17 protein-coding genes and 1 tRNA gene are annotated in these 19063 nt (G+C 68.1%); 3 read left to right on the top strand and 15 right to left on the bottom strand.

Annotated elements, in window-relative coordinates; genetic code table 11:
- The gene (locus ABVN73_RS05130; RefSeq protein WP_014200112.1) at positions 1-690 is read right to left on the bottom strand and encodes a GntR family transcriptional regulator; all 690 of its coding nucleotides are present in this window, start codon (positions 688-690) and stop codon (positions 1-3) included.
- Between the two features lie 542 nt (positions 691-1232).
- On the opposite strand from ABVN73_RS05130, the gene ABVN73_RS05125 reads away from it, so the two are divergent.
- Complete coding sequence (locus tag ABVN73_RS05125) at positions 1233-1934, top strand: CBS domain-containing protein (protein ID WP_353859206.1); 702 nt, start codon at positions 1233-1235, stop codon at positions 1932-1934.
- A 75-nt stretch (positions 1935-2009) separates the two neighbouring features.
- Here ABVN73_RS05125 and ABVN73_RS05120 read toward each other — a convergent pair whose 3' ends face one another.
- From ABVN73_RS05120 to ABVN73_RS05090, 7 genes are all read right to left on the bottom strand, one after another.
- The gene (locus ABVN73_RS05120; RefSeq protein ID WP_353859205.1) at positions 2010-3401 is read right to left on the bottom strand and encodes an NAD(P)(+) transhydrogenase (Re/Si-specific) subunit beta; all 1392 of its coding nucleotides are present in this window, start codon (positions 3399-3401) and stop codon (positions 2010-2012) included.
- Between the two features lie 2 nt (positions 3402-3403).
- A complete protein-coding gene (locus tag ABVN73_RS05115) occupies positions 3404-3739 on the bottom strand; it encodes an NAD(P) transhydrogenase subunit alpha (RefSeq protein ID WP_353859462.1) in 336 nt (111 codons plus the stop codon).
- A gap of 112 nt (positions 3740-3851) precedes the next feature.
- Positions 3852-5042 carry a Re/Si-specific NAD(P)(+) transhydrogenase subunit alpha gene (locus tag ABVN73_RS05110; RefSeq protein ID WP_353859204.1) on the bottom strand — a complete coding sequence of 397 codons (1191 nt, stop codon included), beginning with the start codon at positions 5040-5042 and terminating at the stop codon, positions 3852-3854.
- Between the two features lie 260 nt (positions 5043-5302).
- Positions 5303-5758: a CBS domain-containing protein gene (locus ABVN73_RS05105; protein WP_353859203.1), complete on the bottom strand. Its 456-nt coding sequence runs from the start codon at positions 5756-5758 to the stop codon at positions 5303-5305.
- 99 nt (positions 5759-5857) lie between these two features.
- Positions 5858-6883, bottom strand: a complete 1026-nt coding sequence (locus ABVN73_RS05100; protein WP_353859202.1) for a 2-dehydropantoate 2-reductase — start codon at positions 6881-6883, stop codon at positions 5858-5860.
- Between the two features lie 260 nt (positions 6884-7143).
- Positions 7144-7626 carry a GNAT family N-acetyltransferase gene (locus ABVN73_RS05095; RefSeq protein ID WP_353859201.1) on the bottom strand — a complete coding sequence of 161 codons (483 nt, stop codon included), beginning with the start codon at positions 7624-7626 and terminating at the stop codon, positions 7144-7146.
- Between the two features lie 156 nt (positions 7627-7782).
- Positions 7783-8712, bottom strand: coding sequence for a histone deacetylase family protein (locus tag ABVN73_RS05090; protein WP_353859200.1), 930 nt, complete (start codon positions 8710-8712; stop codon positions 7783-7785).
- Between the two features lie 488 nt (positions 8713-9200).
- On the opposite strand from ABVN73_RS05090, the gene oxlT reads away from it, so the two are divergent.
- Entirely contained in the window at positions 9201-10502 is a 1302-nt protein-coding gene (gene oxlT, locus ABVN73_RS05085; protein ID WP_353859199.1) for an oxalate/formate MFS antiporter, read from the top strand.
- 93 nt (positions 10503-10595) lie between these two features.
- On the opposite strand, the gene ABVN73_RS05080 is transcribed toward oxlT, so the two are convergent.
- The 4 genes from ABVN73_RS05080 to recJ form a co-directional block, all read right to left on the bottom strand.
- Entirely contained in the window at positions 10596-10802 is a 207-nt protein-coding gene (locus ABVN73_RS05080) for a hypothetical protein (RefSeq protein WP_353859198.1), read from the bottom strand.
- Between the two features lie 122 nt (positions 10803-10924).
- Complete coding sequence (locus tag ABVN73_RS05075; RefSeq protein WP_353859197.1) at positions 10925-11764, bottom strand: aldo/keto reductase; 840 nt, start codon at positions 11762-11764, stop codon at positions 10925-10927.
- Between the two features lie 230 nt (positions 11765-11994).
- Positions 11995-12070 (bottom strand) — tRNA-Glu (locus ABVN73_RS05070).
- A 123-nt stretch (positions 12071-12193) separates the two neighbouring features.
- Positions 12194-13993, bottom strand: a complete 1800-nt coding sequence (gene recJ, locus ABVN73_RS05065; RefSeq protein ID WP_353859196.1) for a single-stranded-DNA-specific exonuclease RecJ — start codon at positions 13991-13993, stop codon at positions 12194-12196.
- Positions 13994-14205: 212 nt separating this feature from the next.
- On the opposite strand from recJ, the gene ABVN73_RS05060 reads away from it, so the two are divergent.
- A complete protein-coding gene (locus ABVN73_RS05060) occupies positions 14206-15300 on the top strand; it encodes a glycerol dehydrogenase (RefSeq protein ID WP_353859195.1) in 1095 nt (364 codons plus the stop codon).
- Between the two features lie 64 nt (positions 15301-15364).
- Here ABVN73_RS05060 and glpX read toward each other — a convergent pair whose 3' ends face one another.
- From glpX to ABVN73_RS05045, 3 genes are read right to left on the bottom strand one after another with little or no spacing between them, the layout of a single operon-like run.
- Positions 15365-16357 carry a class II fructose-bisphosphatase gene (gene glpX / locus ABVN73_RS05055; RefSeq protein ID WP_172428683.1) on the bottom strand — a complete coding sequence of 331 codons (993 nt, stop codon included), beginning with the start codon at positions 16355-16357 and terminating at the stop codon, positions 15365-15367.
- Positions 16358-16402: 45 nt separating this feature from the next.
- Positions 16403-17710, bottom strand: a complete 1308-nt coding sequence (locus ABVN73_RS05050; RefSeq protein WP_353859194.1) for a homoserine dehydrogenase — start codon at positions 17708-17710, stop codon at positions 16403-16405.
- Entirely contained in the window at positions 17710-18984 is a 1275-nt protein-coding gene (locus ABVN73_RS05045) for an LL-diaminopimelate aminotransferase (RefSeq protein ID WP_353859193.1), read from the bottom strand. The genes ABVN73_RS05050 and ABVN73_RS05045 overlap by 1 nt, the downstream gene beginning before the upstream one ends.
- Positions 18985-19063: the final 79 nt, after the last annotated feature.

Genomic DNA, 19063 nt, shown 5'->3' with positions numbered 1-19063 from the left:
TCAATCGAGAAAATCGCAGTGCTGTTCGACATGGCGGGCCAGCCCCAGCGTGTGCTCGCGCACCCGCCGCTCGGCCAGGTCGGCGTCGCGCCGGGTCAGGGCGTCGATGATGTCGCGGTGCTCGACGATGGACGTCTCGGCCCGGCCGCCGCGGCGCATGGTGACGCGGCGGATGGCCCGCATGTGGATGAAGAAGCGGTCGGTCAGGTCGGCGATGAGCGTGCAGCCCGAGGCCTGGATGATCGACTGGTGGAAGGCGACGTTGGCGTCGGAATACTCCAGCACGTGATCGGCCAGCTCGCCTTCGGCGAAGCGGTCGAAGGTCTCGTGCAGGTCGGCCATGCCGCGCTCGTCGGCGCGCTCGACGAAGAGGCGGGCGGCCATGCCCTCCAGAGCCGCGCAGACGGTGATCATCTCGATGATCTCCGCCTTGGTCTTGCGCACCACGAAGATGCCGCGCCGGGGCATGGAGCGGATGAAGCCCTCCTGCTCCAGCAGCGCCATCGCCTCGCGCACCGGGGTGCGGCTGACGCCCAGCGCCTCGCAGAGCTGGCGCTCGTCGAGGCGGATCTCGCTCGGCCCGCCGTAGATGTCCATCTGGGTGATGGCCTGGCGCAACGCCTGGTAGGCCTTGGCCTTGAAGCTCATCCCCTGATCGAGGGGTGCGACCGAGAAACTCATCGTCTGCATTGGCGTTCCCGTCCCTCTCTCTCCGTCCCCGGAATGATCCGGGACTTCCCCGGTTGACGGGGTTTGGGCCGCGCTTTCATTGCCCCGGAGAGGGAAGCGGCTTGGATTGGTGATACGGTATACCAGATGCCAGTTCATGACAAGCGGATATGTTCGGCTCGCGGACTGTTTCTTCGATGAACGACGAGGCGCGCTTTCCCGCGCTCCAGCCCAGCAATTCTGCGCTTTCGGGGACCTTTTGGCATACCGTATACGATATCCACATGGAGCATGACTGGTATACCGAATCCACTATGGCCGGAACGGATCGCTGGGGGTACAAACGTCCTTGGAACTACACGCATTCCTCCCTGTAGATTCCCCCACCTGACGGCTCCGCGGCATCCTGCCAGCGGAGCCTTCTTTTTTCCCGCCTGTAAAATTTGCCCCGCCGGGGCATTCGCCCTGCGGCAAATTGGTATACCGTACACCAGACGGTTTGACCGCACTTCGCGTGTGTGTAAGTTGGCGGGGTCAATGAATCAGGCAAACGGAGGAAAGCCATGAAAGCTGCGGACATCATGACCCGTCAGGTGGTCACCATCGGTCCCGACGCCACGGTGACCGAAGCCGCGAAGCGCATGCTGGAGAACCGGATCAGCGGCCTGCCCGTCTGCGATTCGAACGGGCGCCTGCTTGGCGTCATCAGCGAGGGCGACCTGCTGCGCCGTGCGGAGACCGGCACGGTGCGCCGGGCCTCCTGGTGGCTCGCCATGTTCGCGGGCGCGCCGAACCAGGCCGCCGACTACACCAAGTCTCATGGCCGCCATGTGCGCGACGCGATGACCGAATCGCTGATTTCCGTCACGGAGGAGACCCCGCTCGACGAGGTGGTCCGCCTGATGGAGGGCAACCGCATCAAGCGCGTCCCGGTGCTGAGCAACGGCAAGCTGGTCGGCATCATCAGCCGCGCCAACCTGCTGCACGTCCTGGCCAGCATCGCGCCGGACGTCACCCCGCCCGCAGCGGACGACCGCGTCCTGCGCGACCGGCTTCTTGAGACCCTGCGGGCGCAGCCCTGGGCGCCGGAGATCAGCGACAACATCGTCGTGCGCAACGGCGTGGTGCATCTCTGGGGCAGCGTGCGCACCGAGGCGCAGCGCGACGCCCTGCGGGTCGCCGCCGAGAACACCCCCGGCGTCACCCGCGTGGAGAATCACCTGGCCATCATCGACCACGTCGCCGAAGGCGCGGTCGGCTTCTGAGCCGACCGCCGATGCGGCAACAAAAAAGCCCCTTCCCGGTTCGTCCGGGAAGGGGCTTTTCCTTTCAGCCGAGTCTCACTCGGTGGCCTTCACGACCTCTTCGGTGACCTTCTTGGCGTCGCCGAAGAGCATCATGGTGTTGGGGCGGAAGAACAGCTCGTTCTCGACGCCGGCGTAGCCGGCGGCCATGCCGCGCTTGATGAAGAACACCGTCTTGGCCTTCTCGACGTCGAGGATCGGCATGCCGTAGATCGGCGACTGCGGATCGGTCTTGGCCGCCGGGTTGGTCACGTCGTTGGCGCCGATCACGAAGGCCACGTCCGCCGTGCTGAAGTCGCGGTTGATGTCCTCCAGCTCGAACACCTCGTCGTAGGGCACGTTGGCCTCGGCCAGCAGCACGTTCATGTGCCCCGGCATGCGCCCCGCCACCGGGTGGATGGCGTACTTGACCTCGACGCCCTCCTTCTTCAGCAGGTCGGCCATCTCGCGCAGCGCGTGCTGGGCCTGGGCCACCGCCATGCCGTAGCCCGGGACGATGATCACCGACTGGGCGTTCTTCATGATGTAGGCCGCGTCCTCCGGCGAGCCGGCCTTGACCGTGCCGCGCTCGCCGCTGGCCGCCGCCGACGCCGCCCCGCTGTCGCCGCCGAAGCCGCCCAGGATGACGTTGAAGATCGAGCGGTTCATGCCCTTGCACATGATGTAGGACAGGATCGCGCCCGACGAGCCGACCAGCGCGCCCGTGACGATCAGCAGGTTGTTCTGCAGCGTGAAGCCGATGCCCGCCGCCGCCCAGCCCGAGTAGCTGTTCAGCATCGAGATCACCACCGGCATGTCGGCGCCGCCGATCGGCAGGATCAGCAGCAGACCGAGCGCCAGCGACACGGCGACGATCAGCCACATCGGGGCGTCGGCGTTGCTCTGCACCAGCCAGACGATGAGGAGGACGGTGAGGATGCCGAGGCCGGCGTTGAGGTGGTGCTGGAAGGGGAAGACCAGCGGCTTGCCGGTGACCAGACCCTGCAGCTTGGCGAAGGCGACGATCGAGCCGGTGAAGGTGATGGCGCCGATGGCGGTGCCCAGCGCCATCTCGACCAGCGAGCCCTTGGCGATGGCGCCGGGCACGCCGATGCCGTAGGCCTCGGGCGAGTAGAAGGCCGACAGCGCCACGAACACCGCGGCCAGACCGACCAGCGAGTGGAAGGCGGCGACGAGCTGCGGCAGGGCGGTCATCTCGATCTTCTTGGCGATGACGTAGCCGATGCCGCCGCCGATGGCGATGCCGAGCACGATCATCCAGTAGGACTGGACGATGGGCAGGGCCAGCGTGGTCAGCACGGCGATGGTCATGCCGGCCATGCCGAAGAGGTTGCCCTGGCGGGAGGTCTCCGGGCTGGACAGGCCGCGCAGGGCCATGATGAAGCAGACCGAGGCGACGAGGTAAAGAAGGGCGGAGAGGCTTTCCATGGTTACTTGCCCTTCTTCTTGAACATCGACAGCATGCGCTGGGTGACCAGGAAGCCGCCGAAGATGTTGACGCTGGCCAGGATGACGGCGAGGAAGCCCATGATCTTGGAGAAGCCGAAGCCGGCCGGGCCGGCGGCGATCAGGGCGCCGACGATGATCACCGAGGACACCGCGTTGGTCACCGCCATCAGCGGCGAGTGCAGCGCCGGCGTCACCCGCCACACCACGTAGTAGCCCACGAAGCAGGCCAGAACGAACACCGTCAGGCCGGTGATGAAGAAGCTGCCGTGGCTCGCCGCGTCGAGGACAGGGGTCGGGATCGGCATTGCGTGGGTCATCTGGGCGACCTGGACCTGAAGCTCCGCCGTCTGGTTGGTCAGGGTGAGGAGCGAGTGGCGGAAGGCCTCAATCTGGCTCGCGGGATCGGGATGTTCCATGGAAGCCGCCTCCTCAGACGGTCTGGACTTCGCGGACCGCGTCCGCGAAGGCGGGATGGACGACCTGTCCATCGCGGGTGAGCGCGATGGCCTTCACGATCTCGTCGTCCCAGTTGAGCGTGACGCGACCCTTTGTGTTGTCTTCGGGGTCCTTGTCGTGCAGCGACTGCAGCAGCGCGAGCAGGTTCTTGGCGTAGAGCAGCGAGGCGCTCTCGGCGATGCGGCTGGGGTAGTTGGCGTGGCCGACGATCTTCACCCCGTTCTCCGTGATGACGACCTTGCCCAGCTCCGAGCCCTCGACGTTGCCGCCCTGCTCGACCGCCAGATCGATGATCACCGAGCCCGGCTTCATCGAGGCGACATGCTCGCGCGTCACCAGGATCGGCGCCTTGCGCCCGGGGATCAGCGCCGTGGTGATGACGATGTCCTGCTTCTTGATGTGCTCGGCCACCAGCGCCGCCTGCTGGCGCTTGTAGTCGTCGGACATCTCCTTGGCGTAGCCGCCCGCCGTCTCGGCCTGTTTGAACTCGTCGTTCTCCACCGCGACGAAGCTGCCGCCGAGGCTCTGCACCTGCTCCTTGACCGCCGGACGCACGTCGGTCGCCGAGACGATGGCGCCCAGCCGCTTGGCCGTGGCGATCGCCTGCAGGCCGGCCACGCCGACGCCCATGATGAAGGCGCGCGCCGGCGGCACCGTGCCCGCCGCGGTCATCATCATCGGGTAGGCCCGGCCGTACTCGCTGGCGGCGTCCACCACCGCCTTGTAGCCGGCGAGGTTGGCCTGCGAGGACAGCACGTCCATGACCTGGGCGCGGGTGATGCGCGGCATGAACTCCATGGCAAACGCGTTGACCCCGGCCGCCGCGTAGGCCGCCACATGGTCGCGGCTGTTGTAGGGGTTGAGGATGGCGAACAGCAGCGCGCCGCGCTTGAGCAGCGCCAGCTCGTCGAGGTCCCCTTCCCCGGCCAGCAGCGGGCGCTGCACCTTCAGCACGATGTCGGCGTCGGCCAGCGCCGACGCGGCGTCCGGCGCGATCTCCGCGCCGGCGTCCTGATAGACCCGGTCCGGCAGGTTCGAGCCCAGACCGGCCCCGGTCTCGACCACGACGTCGAGACCGAGAGCCTTGATCTTCTTGACGGTTTCCGGAGACGCCGCGACGCGATTCTCGCCCGCGCGCCGCTCCCTGGGTATGGCGATTTTCATGGTTGTTGATTGCCTCCCAAAGCAATCGGCAGGACGAGGCGTCAGCGCTCCGGCCTCGACGGCGGGCGGCCTCGGCGGGCGGCCCGCCGGTCAATTCTCGAATGATGTCGGTGCCGGCCAGCGACGAGGCGTGGTCCGGCGTCAGGACCGCAGGGCGGCGGAGCGGTCACCCGGGATGGATGCGGGTGACCGCCTCCGGATCACCGCCGCCGTCATGGGAAGGCTGTCCCGGGCGTTGCAGCCCAGGGTGCCGTCGTCCGTCACTGGGCCGCGGCGACGGGATAGCTGACGACCTCGGCCGGCTCGGCGTCCGGCGGGGCCGCGTCGAGCTGCGCCTTGATGAGATCGCGCACGCTGACCACGCCGACCAGCGAGGCGCCGTCCAGAACGGGGATGTGGCGAATGGTGTGCTCGTCCATCAGCTGGAGCACGCGACGGACGGAATCGCCGGGCGCGCAGCAGACGGGATGATGGCTCATCACCGCCGTGACCGGCAGGGACAGGATGCCCGGCCCGCGGTCGGTCAGGCTGCGCACGATGTCGCGTTCCGAAATCACCCCGACGACCGTGTTGCCCTCGGTCCGGCAGACGTCCTTGACCACCAGCGCGCCGGTGTTTTCCGCCTTCAGAAGACGCAACGCCGTTTCCACGGTTTCGTTGATGCGCACCGTGCCGATGCGCGTCCCCTTCCGGCGGAGAATGTCTTCAACCCTCATGACGCTCCTCCTGTGAAGCGATTGTCCGGCCCCTCGGCGTTGCTTCGCTTCGTCGTTGGGGGCGTTGGTTTCTGTGTGCGGGGCCGGACGGTGTCCGCCCTACTGGGCGGCGACCGCGGGGGCGGCCTCGGACGACGCCCGCTGCGGGCGGGTGTAGCAGTCGGCGATCTCGCCGCGCTGGCGGACGAGGGCCAGGACCACGTCGATGGTCGGGGTCGCCACGCCGACCATGCGGCCCATCTCCTGGACCACCGACAGCAGGGCGTCGATCTCCATCGGACGGCCGCGCTCCAGATCCTGGAGCATCGAGGTCTTGTGCGCACCGACGGCGCCGGCGCCGTTGATGCGGCGCTCCACATCCACCCGGAAATGCACGCCCAGACGGTCGCCGATCTCCTTGGCCTCCAGCATCATCGACTTGGCGACGGCGCGGGTCTCCGGATCGGAGCAGATGACGTCCAGCGTGGCGTGGGTGAGCGCGCTGATCGGGTTGAAGCAGAGGTTGCCCCACAGCTTCAGCCAGATCTCGTCGCGGATCCGGTCGAGCACCGGGGCGCGCAGGCCGCCGGCCTCCATGGCCGCGCTGAGTTTCTTCACACGGTCCGACTGGCTGCCGTCCGGCTCGCCCAGCGAGAACTTGTCGCCGTAGATGTGCTGAATGACGCCGGGTTCGACGACTTCCGTCGCGGGGTAGACGACGCAGCCGATGGCGCGCTCCGGCCCCAGGCCGTTCCACTGGATTCCGCCGGGATCGACGGTGTCGAGCACGCGACCTTCGAACTCGCCGCCGTTCTTGTAGAAGTACCAGTAGGGGATGCCGTTGACCGCGGTGACCACGGCGGTGTCCTTGCCGAGCAGCGGCTGGATGGCGTTGACGACGCTGGGAACGGAGTGGGCCTTGAGACCGATGATGACGTAGTCCTGCGGGCCGAGTTCCGCCGCGTTGTCGGTGCAGCGGGGGTGGACGACCGTTTCTTCCTCTCCGACGATCAGCTTCACGCCGTTCTCACGCATGGCCGTGAGGTGGGCGCCGCGCGCCACGAGGCTGACATCCGCGCCGGCCTGGTGGAGACGCACACCCAGATACCCGCCGATGGCCCCGGACCCAAAGATGCAGATCTTCATAACCCGTTTCCTCTCCCCCAATTATCGGCCACGCGCCGCGCAGCCTTTGCAGTAACCCCAATCAATCAGCACACCGAACAAATACGGAGTTTGGTATACCAGATACCAGATGTCAACTGGCAAAATAGACCCTGTCGAGGGAGGGACATGATCCGGAATCGGGCGAGAATCCTGGGTTTTCCAACGAAAGTTCGAGCATGGAAAACCGGACGCCCGGCCCGTCCGGACGCCCGGTTCGCGGGTCCATCCGGAGCGCTGGATCAGGTGAGCGGCAGGACGAGCTGGAAAGCCTTAACCGTCATCCGCTTGCGGTGATAGAAACGGTGGGCGTCGCCGCGCTGGACGCCGGAGATGATTTCCATCTGGGCGCAGCCCTTTTCGCGGGCCTGGGCGGCCAGCCAATCGAACAGCTTGTCGCCCAGACCGAAGGAACGGTGCTTCGGCGAGGTGACGAGGTCCTCAACATACATATAGCGACCGCGCGACAGCGTCTCGTGGACGCGGAAGCCGCCGCAGCCGGCCACTTCGCCGTCGATGCGCAGGAGGGCCATGTTGTAGCCGTCCTCCATCTGGCGGCGGATCTGCGCGGCGTAGGCGTCGGCGTCGGTCATGTGGGTGCGCAGCTCCTTCACCACCGCGTAGCTGTCGGCGATGTCGGCGTCGGTCTTCGCCAGGGTGATCTCGATGGTGTGCTGGTCGGCAGCCTTCTGAGCGGCGTTCTGTTCGGCGATCCGCTGGTCCATCGTGCGTAACTCCCGTTTTTTTGTGTGTTCGAGGGACTTCGTTCGTCTCTCTGGTATTTGGTATACCAGATAATCCGTGCAGGAAGCAACCGACCTTATGACGCACCTGCGCAAAGTCCCCCGAAATCACCCGGCGTACCGCCGTGGGAATCCCGCTCAGGCGCGCATCAGGGCCTGGAGGTGGGCGGCGCAGCCCTCGGCGAGCCCCACCATGTCGTAGCCGCCTTCCAGCACCGTCACGACGCGGCCGCCGCACAGCCGGTCCGCCGCCTCCACCAGCTTGCGGGTCCCCCACTCGAAATCCGGGCCGGTGAAGTTCAGCGAGGCCAGAGGGTCGCGGGCGTGGGCGTCGAAACCGGCCGAGATCAGGATCAGCTCCGGCTGGAATTCCTCCAGGGCGGGGAGGATCCGGCGCTCCATGGCTTGGCGGAACTCCACCGTTCCGGCGTGGGGCGGCAGCGGCGCGTTGACGATGTTGCCGGCGACTCCGGTCTCGCTCATCGAGCCGGTGCCGGGATAGAGCGGCGACTGGTGGGTGGAGGCGAAAAACAGGTCGGCGTCGTCCCAGAACATCGCCTGCGTGCCGTTGCCGTGATGCACGTCGTAGTCGACCACGGCGACGCGGGTCAGGCCGCGCCGCTTGCGGGCGTGCTCCGCGCCGACCGCCACATTGTTGAAGACGCAGAAGCCCATGGCGCGGGCCGGCTCGGCGTGGTGGCCGCAGGGTCGGACGGCGCAGAAGGCGTTCTTCGCCGTCCCGTCCAGCACCGCGTCCACCGCCGCGCAAACCGCCCCGGCGGCGCGCAGGATCGCCGAGCGGGAGGTGGGCGACAACACGGTGTCGGCGTCCAGCCGGACATGGCCGCTGTCCGGGACCGCGTTCAGCACGGCGTCCACATAGGCCGGGTCATGCACCCAGCGCAGTTGCTCGACCTCCGCCTCCGGGGCCTCGAACTGGGGCAGATCGCGGAATTCGTCGCGTTTCAGAACCTCCCACACCACGGCGATGCGCTCCGGACGCTCCGGGTGCCCCGGGCCGGTGTCGTGCGCCAGAAAGTCCGGGTGGGTGAAAATGGCGGTGGTCATCGAGTCGTCTCCTCCCCTGTTCCGATGCTTTGAAGCGGATGATCGCGCGACGGCGCGGCAGCGGCATGCCGTCCCGAGTCGACGCGCGCACTTGCCTTATATGTATACCAGATACCAGAATGGGCCAAATCGCTTTGCGGACGAACCGTCAGCGCCGCCCACTGCCATGTCGCGCCGTATCCCCAATCGGGCAAGGGCCATCGGCACTTCCGAAGGTGGTAGAAGGGCTCTCCCGCATCGGTCTGTTTGTTACGCTGACAAACAGCTTGCGCCGGAAACTGTATCTGGCATACCATATCTCTAATGCCAAAAACGCTCATCCCGGGAGCTTAAGCCGCCCACACCAAGCGGCCGGTTCCACGGTCAAGCCAAGGCGATGGAGACGACCCGGCACACCACGGGGACGCCTCCGGTCAAAAAACAAAAACAACCCGACTCAAAAAAGCAAAAGACCGCTTCGCAAAGAGATCGCTTCTAGGAGGAGAGAAATGCACCAAGCCCTCACGGAGGCCCCGAAGGGGCCCCTCGGTGGCCGCTGGTTCCAGCTCGTCATCGGCGTCATCTGCATGTCGATGATCGCGAACCTGCAGTATGGCTGGACCCTGTTCGTCGAGCCCATCGACCAGAAGCATGGCTGGGGCCGTGCGGCCATCCAGGTGGCCTTCACCATCTTCGTCGTCATGGAAACCTGGCTGGTTCCCGTCGAAGGCTGGTTCGTCGACAAGTTCGGCCCGCGCATCGTCGTCCTGATCGGCGGCGTGTTCTGCGCCGCGGCCTGGGCGGTCAACTCGGTGGCCGACTCGCTCGCCATGCTCTATCTGGGCGCGGCGCTGGGCGGCATCGGTGCCGGCGGCGTCTATGGCACCTGCGTGGGCAACGCGCTGAAGTGGTTCCCCGATCGCCGCGGTCTCGCCGCCGGTCTGACGGCCGCCGGTTTCGGCGCCGGTTCGGCCCTCACGGTCGTTCCCATCGCCAACATGATCCACTCCTCGGGCTACGAAGCCACGTTCATGACCTTCGGCATCGGCCAGGGCGCGGTGATCCTCGCGCTGGCGTGGTTCCTGGCGTCGCCGAAGAAGGGTCAGGTTCCGGAGGTCACCCGCTCGTCGGTGTCGCAGACCCGCGAGAGCTACACCCCGGTGCAGATGCTCAAGACCCCGGTCTTCTGGGTCATGTACGCCATGTTCGTCATGGTGGCGGCGGGCGGCCTGATGGCGACCGCGCAGCTCGGTCCGATCGCCAAGGACTTCCACCTCGACGGCGTTCCCGTCAGCATCATGGGCCTGACCCTGCCGGCGCTGACCTTCGCCCTGTCGATCGACCGCGTGCTGAACGGCGTCACCCGCCCCTTCTTCGGCTGGGTGTCGGACCACATCGGCCGCGAGAACACCATGTTCATCGCCTTCGCCCTGGAGTGCTTCGGCATCCTGGCGCTGAACCAGTGGGGCCACAACCCCGTCGCCTTCGTGATCCTGACGGGTCTGGTGTTCTTCGCCTGGGGTGAGATCTACAGCCTGTTCCCGGCGCTGTGCGGCGACTCCTTCGGTTCGAAGTTCGCCACCACGAACGCCGGCCTGCTGTACACCGCCAAGGGCACCGCGTCGCTGGTCGTTCCCTTCGCCAACGTGGCGGTCGCCTCGACCGGCAGCTGGCAGGCGGTGTTCTTCTTCGCCGCCGCGGTCAACGGCATCGCCGCCCTGCTGGCCATCTTCGTCCTGAAGCCGATGCGCGCCCGCCAGATCAACGAGAGCCTGCCGGCCTCGAAGCTGGCGGCGGAGCCGGCCCAGTAAGGCACTGGACGCTCCATCAGCACCCGAACGCGATCGGGCCGGGAAATTTCCCGGCCCGATCTGCTTTTGGGGAGGGACCGTTGGGGGAGGAGGTCAGAGCGCGCGGGGGAACGACGCCCAGGACGGGCCGCCCTCGATCTCCTCCTGCGCCTTGCGCGCCTTCTTGACCCGACGGAGATGACCGGGCGACCAGGGATCGCGGACCGGCATGCCGGCGGCGGCGACCTCAGCGGTCAGGATCCGCGCCACGACGATGGCGAAGCCCGACAGCAGCATGGACAGAAGAACGATGGCGAGCATGCTTCGATTCCCAGATGAGCCGCAGAGCGGACCCAGGCATCCCTGATTCCGCAATGCAGCATAGATAGGCCATTCGGCCGAGGAAATCGAGTCCGCCACCGCAAGCGCGGCGCTTCGCCGCGTTACAGCATCTCCAGCGGGCGCGGTCCGCGCGGTGGCGGGAAGGCCCGGTCGAGGTCCGCGAGGTCTTGGCCGTCGAGCCGCAGGTCGGCGGCGGCCCGGTTGTCGCGAACATGGGCGGGGTCCGACGCCTTGGGGATGGTGATCACTCCATCCTGGCGGAGCAGCCAAGCCAGCCCAACCTGCGCCGGCGTCACGCCGTGCCGGTCGGCGATGCGGCGAAGCTCCGGGTGGCGCAGCATCCGCCCCTGCTCGATGGGCGAATAGGCCATGATCGGAATTCCCCGCCCCCGGCACCAGGGCTGCAGGTCGTATTCGATGCCGCGGCGGGTCAGGTTGTAGAGAAGCTGGTTGGCCTGCACGCCCTCCCCGCCCGGCGCGCCGACCAGTTCCTCCATGTCCTGAAGATCGAGGTTGCTGACGCCCCATCCGCCGATCTTGCCGTCGCGCATCAGCGTGTCGAAGGCCGCGATCGTCTCGGAGAAGTCGTGGCTGCCGCGCCAATGCAGCAAATACAGGTCGATGCGGTCGGTGCGCAGGCGCGTCAGGCTGCGTTCGCAGGCGGCGACGGTGCCGCGGCGGCTGGCGTTCATCGGCAGCACCTTGCTGACCAGAAACACCTCGTCGCGGCGCCCGGCGATGGCCTCGCCGACCACCTCCTCCGCCCCGCCGTCGGCGTACATTTCCGCCGTGTCGATCAGCGTCATGCCGAGGTCGAGGCCGAGCCGCAGCGCCGCCACCTCCCGCGCGCGGTCGCGGCTGTCCTCGCCCATGTACCAAGTGCCCTGGCCGAGCACCGGCACGGCGGTTCCCGAAGGAAGGCGTGTTGTCGGAATGGTCATGGATGTCTCCCGTTCCCTTGGCCCTGTCGGAGGGCGTGAGGAACGGTAGTCCACGGGGTCGCCCCTGGAAACCGCCGCTTGGCGCTATTTCAGCGGGCGGGAGACGTTGGCGGCCACGTCACGCCGGTCGGGCTGCCCGCAGCCGGCAAAGGACTGGAAAAGTTCACCTGAAACGACAAAAGCTCAGCCAAGGGCTGAGCTTTCGAAACCGGTGCCAACCTGTGAGAAGGTGGCGTCCCCAAGGGGATTCGAACCCCTGTCGCCGCCGTGAAAGGGCGGTGTCCTAGGCCTCTAGACGATGGGGACGTCGTTGGCGTGGCGGGATTACTAATGGGATGACGGGCCGAGCGCAAGCGTTTTTTCCAACTCCTTTCTACCCCGTTCGCGTATGCCCCCCATGCACCGTCACCGCGTCGAATTTGTTTGCATTCACATGGTTTGCGAAGGTGCGGCGTCGTCGATCAGCAGCTGGACTCCCTCCGCCCCGTTCCAGCGGTCGATGCGCAGGACGCCGGCGAGGTGGAAGGGCGATCCGCGGCCCATCAGCAGGGCTTTTCCCATTTCGCTGTCCAGCGCGCGGAAGGCGATGGCCTTCAGCCGGGCGCCGTCGCCGCCCTGCAGGATGCAGCGGACGTGATTCGCCCCGACCACGTCCGCCCGCACCACGCGGGCATCGGTGACGGCGAAGCGCGGCTCGGCGTTGCCGGTGCCGAAGGGACCGAGCTGGTTCAACCGGTCCACCAACGCGGCGTTCGCCGCCCCCACGGACAGCGCGCCGTCCAGTTCCAGCGTCGGCACCAGCGGGGCCGCGGCGACCTGTTCGGCGACGCGGCCGGTCAGGAAGGCCTGGAGGTCGGCCAGCTTGTTCCCCGCCACGGTGAAACCCGCCGCCATGCGGTGTCCGCCGCCGGCCATCAGCAGCCCTTCCTGACGCGCCGCGATCACCGCCGCCCCGAGATCGACCCCGCGCACCGAGCGGCCCGAAGCTTTGCCGATCACCGTGCCGTCCGCCCCCTCCTCCAGCGCGATGACGCAGGCGGGGCGGCTGTAGCGCTCCTTCAGACGGCTGGCGACGATGCCGATGACGCCGGGATGCCAGCCCTCCCCCGCCACGAAGACCAGCTCGGCCAGCTCCTCGGCGTGTTCTTCGAGCCGGGCCATGGCGTCGGCCAGCACGCCCTGCTCCACCGCGCGGCGCTCGGCGTTGTGGGCCTCCAGCTTCTGGGCCAGTTCCATCGCCTCCATGGGGTCGTCGGTGGAGAGCAGGCGCGCCCCGAGGTCCGACGCGCCGACCCGCCCGCCGGCGTTGACCCGCGGGCCGAGCACGAAGCCGGCGTGGTAGGCGTCCGGCTTCTCCTTGACCCCGGCGACGTCGGACAGGGCGGACAGGCCGGGGTTGGCGCGCCGCGCCATCACCTTCAGCCCCTGCGCCACCAGCGCCCGGTTCAGCCCGGTCAGGGGAACCACGTCGCACACCGTGCCCAGCGCCACGAGGTCGAGCCACTCCATCAGGTTCGGCTCGTTCCGGCCCGCGTAGAATCCGGCGCCGCGCAGCGCCCGGTTCACCGCCACCACGGTCAGGAAGGTCACCCCCGCCGCGCACAGCGTCCGGTAGGCGCCGTCCTCGTCCAGCCGGTTCGGGTTGACGAGGGCGACGGCCGGCGGCAGGCGCGGTTCCGCCGCGTGATGGTCAAGCACCACCACCTCCAGCCCGGCCTCCGCCGCCGCCTCCAGCGCCGCGAAGGCGGAGATTCCGCAATCGACCGTCACCACCAGCCGCACGCCCTCGGCCTTCAGCCGCAGCAGCGCCGGACCATTGGGACCGTAGCCCTCCTTCATGCGGTCGGGCACGTAGATCCGCAGGTCGGCCCCCACCGCCCGGAAAAAGCGCCGCAGAAGCGCGGAGGAGGTGGCCCCGTCCACGTCGTAGTCACCGAAGACGGCCACCGGCTCGCCGTCCATGATCGCGCGGGCGATGCGCTCCGCCGCGACGTCCATGTCCTTGAAGCGGGAGGGGTCGGGCAGCAGCGCCTTCAGCGTCGGGTTCAGGAAGCCGTCGCAGGCCTCCTCCGTCACCCCGCGGGCGGCGAGCACCCTTCCGACGATCTCCGGCAGCCCGCGCCCCTGCGCCAGCCCCCAGGCCAGCCGCTCGTCGTAGGGCCGCGCCTGCCAGCGCTTGCCGGACAGGGAATGGGCGACGTTCAGGAAGGGGGGAACGGTGTCGGTCATGCTGCCCAGAATGCCACGGATCGGAAAGGCCGAAGCCATAGCAGATGGGGGACAAGCGGGCCAGCGGATGGGGACCGCCGACCGCGCCGCCACCGTCGCGTCTGTACGCAAAGGTGGCAGGACCACTTGCCGCACCGCAACTTGAGGCAGGTCATTGCGGGTGGAGAATCGTCCTGCTCCACTGTGATCATCATCACGCGGAGGAGGGAACCATGATCACCACGGCGATCTTTCCAGCCCGCTACGTTCAGGGCAACGGCGCCCTCGACAACCTTGGGGAGGATCTGGCCCGGCTGGGCAAGACGGTTCTGGCCATCACCGACGGCTTCGTCCTGAAGACGCTCAAGGGCCGGCTGGTTGACGCCGCCGCCGGGCGCGTCGACCTGAACATCCAGGAATTCCGGGGCGAATGCTCCGACGAGGAGATCGACCGGCTGGTCGGCATCGCCCGCGCCATGGGCGCCGACACCGTGGCCGGCATCGGTGGCGGCAAGGCGCTCGACACCGCCAAGGCGGTCGCCCACGCGCTGGACGCGCGCACCGCCATCGTCCCGACGCTCGCCTCCACCGACGCGCCGTGCAGCGCCCTGTCGGTGATCTACACGCCGGAAGGCGCCTTCAAGCGCTACCTCGTGCTGCCGCGCAACCCGGAGCTTGTCCTGGTCGACACCGGCGTGGTGGCGAACGCCCCGGTGCGCTTCCTCGTCTCCGGCATGGGCGACGCGTTGTCCACCTGGTTCGAGGCGGAGGACTGCCGCATCAAGCGCGGCGGCAACATGACCGGGCGCGTCGGCCCGATGACCGCTTTCGCCCTGGCCCGGCTGTGCTACGACACGCTGCTGGAGTATGGCGTGCTCGCCAAATCGGCCTGCGAACAGGGCGTGGTCACCCCAGCGCTGGAGCGCATCGTCGAGGCCAACACGCTGCTGAGCGGGCTGGGCTTCGAGAGCGGCGGGCTGGCGGCGGCGCACGCCGTCCACAACGGCCTGACCGTCCTGGAGGAAACGCACCATTACTGGCACGGCGAGAAGGTCGCCTTCGGCACGCTGACGCTGCTGATCCTGACCGACCGGCCGCCGGCGGTGCTGGACGAGGTCTACGGCTTCTGCAAGGCGGTCGGGCTGCCGACGACGCTGGCCGAGATCGGCCTTGGCGACGTGTCCGACGACCGGCTTCTGCTGGCGGCGGAGCGGGCCTGCGCGGAGGGCGAGACCATCCACAACGAGCCGCACGAGATCACCCCGCGACGCGTGCTGGCCGCCATGAAGGCCGCCGACGCCGAGGGACGGCGGCGGAAGGGTCTGTAGTCGCGAGAAAAGGAAAGGGGCGCGCGGCAGGCCACCGCGCGCCCCTTTTTTTCCTTGCCCGGCCTCAGGCCATGCTCGGCTTGCGCTGCAGGTTGTGGTGCGCCTCGACGTAGCGCACGGTGCCCGACTTGGAGCGCATGATCACCGAATGGGTCGTCGCCCCGCCGGGGAAGCGGCGGACGCCGCGCAGCATGGCGCCGTCGGTGACGCCGGTCGCGGCGAACATGACGTTGCCGCTGGCCAGCTCGGTCAGGCTGTACTTCTTGTTGAGGTCCTTGACGCCCCAGCGGGCGGCGCGGGCCTTCTCGTCGTCGTTGCGGAACAACAGACGGCCCTGGAACTGGCCGCCGATGCAGCGCAGCGCCGCCGCGGCCAGAACGCCCTCCGGCGCGCCGCCGGAGCCGACATACATGTCGACGCCGGTGCCGACCTGGCTGGTGGCGATCACGCCCGAGACGTCGCCGTCGTTGATCAGCATGATGCGCGCGCCGGCCTCGCGGACGCGGGCGATCAGCTCGGCGTGGCGCGGACGGTTCAGGATGCAGACCAGCAGTTCCTGCACCTCGGTGCCCTTGGCCTTGGCCAGGGCCTTGAGGTTGTTGGCCGGCGTCTCGTCGAGATCGACCACGCCTTCCGGCAGGCCGGAGCCGACGGCGATCTTGTCCATGTAGACGTCCGGAGCGTTCAGGAAGCCGCCCTCGTCCGCCATGGCGATGACGGCCAGCGAGTTCGGGCCGCCGGTGGCGCAGATGGTGGTGCCTTCCAGCGGGTCGAGCGCGATGTCGACCTTCGGTCCGCGGCCGATGCCGGCGCCGACCTTCTCGCCGATGTAGAGCATGGGCGCCTCGTCGCGCTCGCCCTCGCCGATCACGACGGTGCCGTCGATGTAGAGGGTGTTGAGCGCCTGGCGCATGGCGTCGACCGCGGCCTGGTCGGCAAGCTTCTCGTCACCGCGGCCCATCAGCAGCGACGCGGACAGCGCGGCGGCCTCGGTGACGCGGACGGCTTCCAGAGCCAGGTTCCGGTCCATACCGGACAGGTCGACATGAACGGACATTGGTTGTTCTCCCCCGAATCGATGCTCGGTTCTTCTATGGTTCGGTCAAAACTGTTCGATGCGGATCATGCGCGGCGGCTCGACCACCGACTCCTTGGCGGCGATGGTGGCAAGCGCGCGCTGCATGGCCGCCTCGTCGGTGTCATGGGTGGTCAGGACCACCGGCACCGCTTCGCCGGGGGCGCGCCCGCGCTGCAGGAACTGCTCCATGGAGACGTTCTGGTCGCGCATGGCCGCCGCAACATCCGCTATCACGCCGGGGCGGTCCACGACCATCAGGCGTACGTAGTACGACCCCCGGCGGGCCTCCATCGGCGACGGCTGGGCCTCGGAAAGCTGGGCCGCCGGCACGCCGAAGGTGGGGGTGGAGCGGCCGCGGGCGATGTCGATCAGGTCGGCGACCACGGCCGAGGCCGTCGGCCCCTCGCCGGCGCCGCGGCCGACGAACAGCACGCGGTCGACGAAGTCGCCCTGGGCGATCACGGCGTTGAACACGCCGTCCACCGCCGCGATGGGCGCCGCCTTCGGCACCATGCAGGGGTGCACGCGCTGCTCGATCCCGTGATCGGTGCGCCGGGCGATGCCCAGCAGCTTGATCCGGTAGCCGAGCGCGTCGGCGTAGTCGAAGTCGACGGCCGAGACGTGGCGGATGCCCTCGACATGGACGTTCTGGAAGTCCACCGGCGTGCCGAAAGCCACCGACGTCAGGATCGCCAGCTTGTGCGCCGCGTCCACGCCGTCGATGTCGAAGCTCGGGTCGGCTTCCGCGTAGCCCAGCTTCTGCGCATCGGCCAGCACGTCCGCGAAGTCGCGGCCGGTGGTGCGCATCTCGGTCAGGATGTAGTTGCAGGTGCCGTTGAGGATGCCGTGCACCTCCGACACCCGGTTGCCCGCCAGCCCCTCGCGCAGCCCCTTGATGATCGGGATGCCGCCGGCCACCGCCGCCTCGAATCCGATGGCGAGGCCGGCGGCCTCCGCCTTGGCCGCGAGCGCGGTGCCGTGATGGGCGAGCAGCGCCTTGTTGGCGGTGACGACGTGGCGCCCCCGCTCCAGCGCCAGCTCGACCGTCTCCTTCGCCGGCCCCTCGGACCCGCCGATCAGCTCGACCACTACATCCACGCCGGGATGGGCGGCGAGCGCCACCGGATCGTCGTGCCACTCGACCGCCGACAGGTCGACGCCGCGATCCTTGCCGCGCGAGCGGGCGCTGACCGCCACCACCTCGATGCGGCGGCCGCAGCGCTGCTCGATCAGGTCGGCCTGCCGCTCCAGAAGCTTCAGAACGCCCGCGCCGACCGTGCCCAGGCCCGCGACGGCGATTTTCAGGGGGCCTGTTTTGTGGGAGTCGGACATCAGACTTTCGCTTTCTCCGGGTCGAGGAGGGCGGCGCGCGCCGCCGGGTCCTTGCTCGCCGCCGCACCGGCGGCGTTGGAGCGGAAGAACTCCTTGATGTTGCGGGTCGCCTGGCGGATGCGGTGGACGTTCTCCACCAGCGCCAGACGGACATGGCCGTCGCCGTATTCGCCGAAGCCGACGCCCGGCGCCACGGCCACCTTGGCCTCCTGCAGCAGCAGCTTGGAGAATTCCAGCGAGCCGAGATGGGCGAAAGGCTCCGGGATCGGCGCCCAGGCGAACATCGAGGCCGACGGGCTCGGCACCGTCCAGCCGGCCGAGGCCAGCCCCTCGATCATCACGTCGCGGCGCTGGCGGTACATGGTGCGCACCTGCTCCACGCAATCCTGCGGGCCGTTCAGCGCGGCCGTCGCGGCGACCTGGATCGGCGTGAAGGCGCCGTAGTCCAGATACGACTTGATGCGGGCCAACGCGGTGATGAGCTTCTTGTTGCCGGTGGCGAAGCCGATGCGCCAGCCGGCCATCGAATAGGTCTTCGACATCGAGGTGAACTCGACGGCCACCTCGCGCGCCTCCGGGATCTCCAGGATCGAGGGCGGCGGGTCACCATCGAAGAAGACCTCGGCGTAGGCCAGATCCGACAGGATGTAGATGCCGTGCTTGCGGCAGAACTCGACGATCGGGCGGTAGAAGTCGAGCCCCACCACCTCCGCCGTCGGGTTGGACGGGTAGTTCAGCACCAGCGCCAGCGGCTTCGGCACGCTGTGGCGCACGGCGCGCTCCAGCATGATCATGAAGCTGTCGATGTCGGTGGAGGTGCCGTTGGCCTGCCCCACCGGCAGATGGCGCACCGAGGCGCCGGCCAGGATGAAGCCGAAGGGATGGATCGGGTAGCTGGGGTTCGGCACCAGAATGATGTCGCCGGGGCTGGTGATCGCCTGGGCGAGGTTGGCCAGGCCCTCCTTCGAGCCGATGGTGACGATGCACTCCGACTCCGGGTCGACGTCCACGTTGAAGCGGCGCTTGTAATAGGCCGCGTGCGCCTTGCGCAGGCCGGGGATGCCGCGGGAGTTCGAATAGCGGTGCGTCTTGGGATCGCGCACGGCCTCGATCAGCTTGTCGACGATGTGCTGGGGCGTCGGCTGGTCCGGGTTGCCCATGCCGAGGTCGATGATGTCCTCGCCGGCAGCTCGGGCTCGCGCCTTCATGGCGTTCACTTCGGCGAAGACGTAGGGCGGAAGCCGCTTGATCCGGTGGAATTCTGAATCGCTCATGGACGCTCCGAAGCCTTGTCCGGCCACGCCACGAACCCATATTTGCGGACCGGGACCACTTATCTACCGCCCCGCATCT

It is taken from the genome of Azospirillum formosense (assembly GCF_040500525.1).
GTDB classification, from domain to species: domain Bacteria; phylum Pseudomonadota; class Alphaproteobacteria; order Azospirillales; family Azospirillaceae; genus Azospirillum; species Azospirillum formosense_A.
Note: the sequence above shows the minus strand (reverse complement) of the source record. Positions and strands in the feature narration are given on the sequence as shown.

Excerpts from the sequence above, each read along its gene's own strand:
- ABVN73_RS05130 (WP_014200112.1), bottom strand. The coding sequence starts at position 690 with ATGCAGACGATGAGTTTCTCGGTCGCACCCCTCGATCAGGGGATGAGC.
- ABVN73_RS05125 (WP_353859206.1), top strand. The coding sequence starts at position 1,233 with ATGAAAGCTGCGGACATCATGACCCGTCAGGTGGTCACCATCGGTCCC.
- ABVN73_RS05120 (WP_353859205.1), bottom strand. The coding sequence starts at position 3,401 with ATGGAAAGCCTCTCCGCCCTTCTTTACCTCGTCGCCTCGGTCTGCTTC.
- ABVN73_RS05115 (WP_353859462.1), bottom strand. The coding sequence starts at position 3,739 with ATGACCCACGCAATGCCGATCCCGACCCCTGTCCTCGACGCGGCGAGC.
- ABVN73_RS05110 (WP_353859204.1), bottom strand. The coding sequence starts at position 5,042 with ATGAAAATCGCCATACCCAGGGAGCGGCGCGCGGGCGAGAATCGCGTC.
- ABVN73_RS05105 (WP_353859203.1), bottom strand. The coding sequence starts at position 5,758 with ATGAGGGTTGAAGACATTCTCCGCCGGAAGGGGACGCGCATCGGCACG.
- ABVN73_RS05100 (WP_353859202.1), bottom strand. The coding sequence starts at position 6,883 with ATGAAGATCTGCATCTTTGGGTCCGGGGCCATCGGCGGGTATCTGGGT.
- ABVN73_RS05095 (WP_353859201.1), bottom strand. The coding sequence starts at position 7,626 with ATGGACCAGCGGATCGCCGAACAGAACGCCGCTCAGAAGGCTGCCGAC.
- ABVN73_RS05090 (WP_353859200.1), bottom strand. The coding sequence starts at position 8,712 with ATGACCACCGCCATTTTCACCCACCCGGACTTTCTGGCGCACGACACC.
- oxlT (WP_353859199.1), top strand. The coding sequence starts at position 9,201 with ATGCACCAAGCCCTCACGGAGGCCCCGAAGGGGCCCCTCGGTGGCCGC.
- ABVN73_RS05080 (WP_353859198.1), bottom strand. The coding sequence starts at position 10,802 with ATGCTCGCCATCGTTCTTCTGTCCATGCTGCTGTCGGGCTTCGCCATC.
- ABVN73_RS05075 (WP_353859197.1), bottom strand. The coding sequence starts at position 11,764 with ATGACCATTCCGACAACACGCCTTCCTTCGGGAACCGCCGTGCCGGTG.
- recJ (WP_353859196.1), bottom strand. The coding sequence starts at position 13,993 with ATGACCGACACCGTTCCCCCCTTCCTGAACGTCGCCCATTCCCTGTCC.
- ABVN73_RS05060 (WP_353859195.1), top strand. The coding sequence starts at position 14,206 with ATGATCACCACGGCGATCTTTCCAGCCCGCTACGTTCAGGGCAACGGC.
- glpX (WP_172428683.1), bottom strand. The coding sequence starts at position 16,357 with ATGTCCGTTCATGTCGACCTGTCCGGTATGGACCGGAACCTGGCTCTG.
- ABVN73_RS05050 (WP_353859194.1), bottom strand. The coding sequence starts at position 17,710 with ATGTCCGACTCCCACAAAACAGGCCCCCTGAAAATCGCCGTCGCGGGC.
- ABVN73_RS05045 (WP_353859193.1), bottom strand. The coding sequence starts at position 18,984 with ATGAGCGATTCAGAATTCCACCGGATCAAGCGGCTTCCGCCCTACGTC.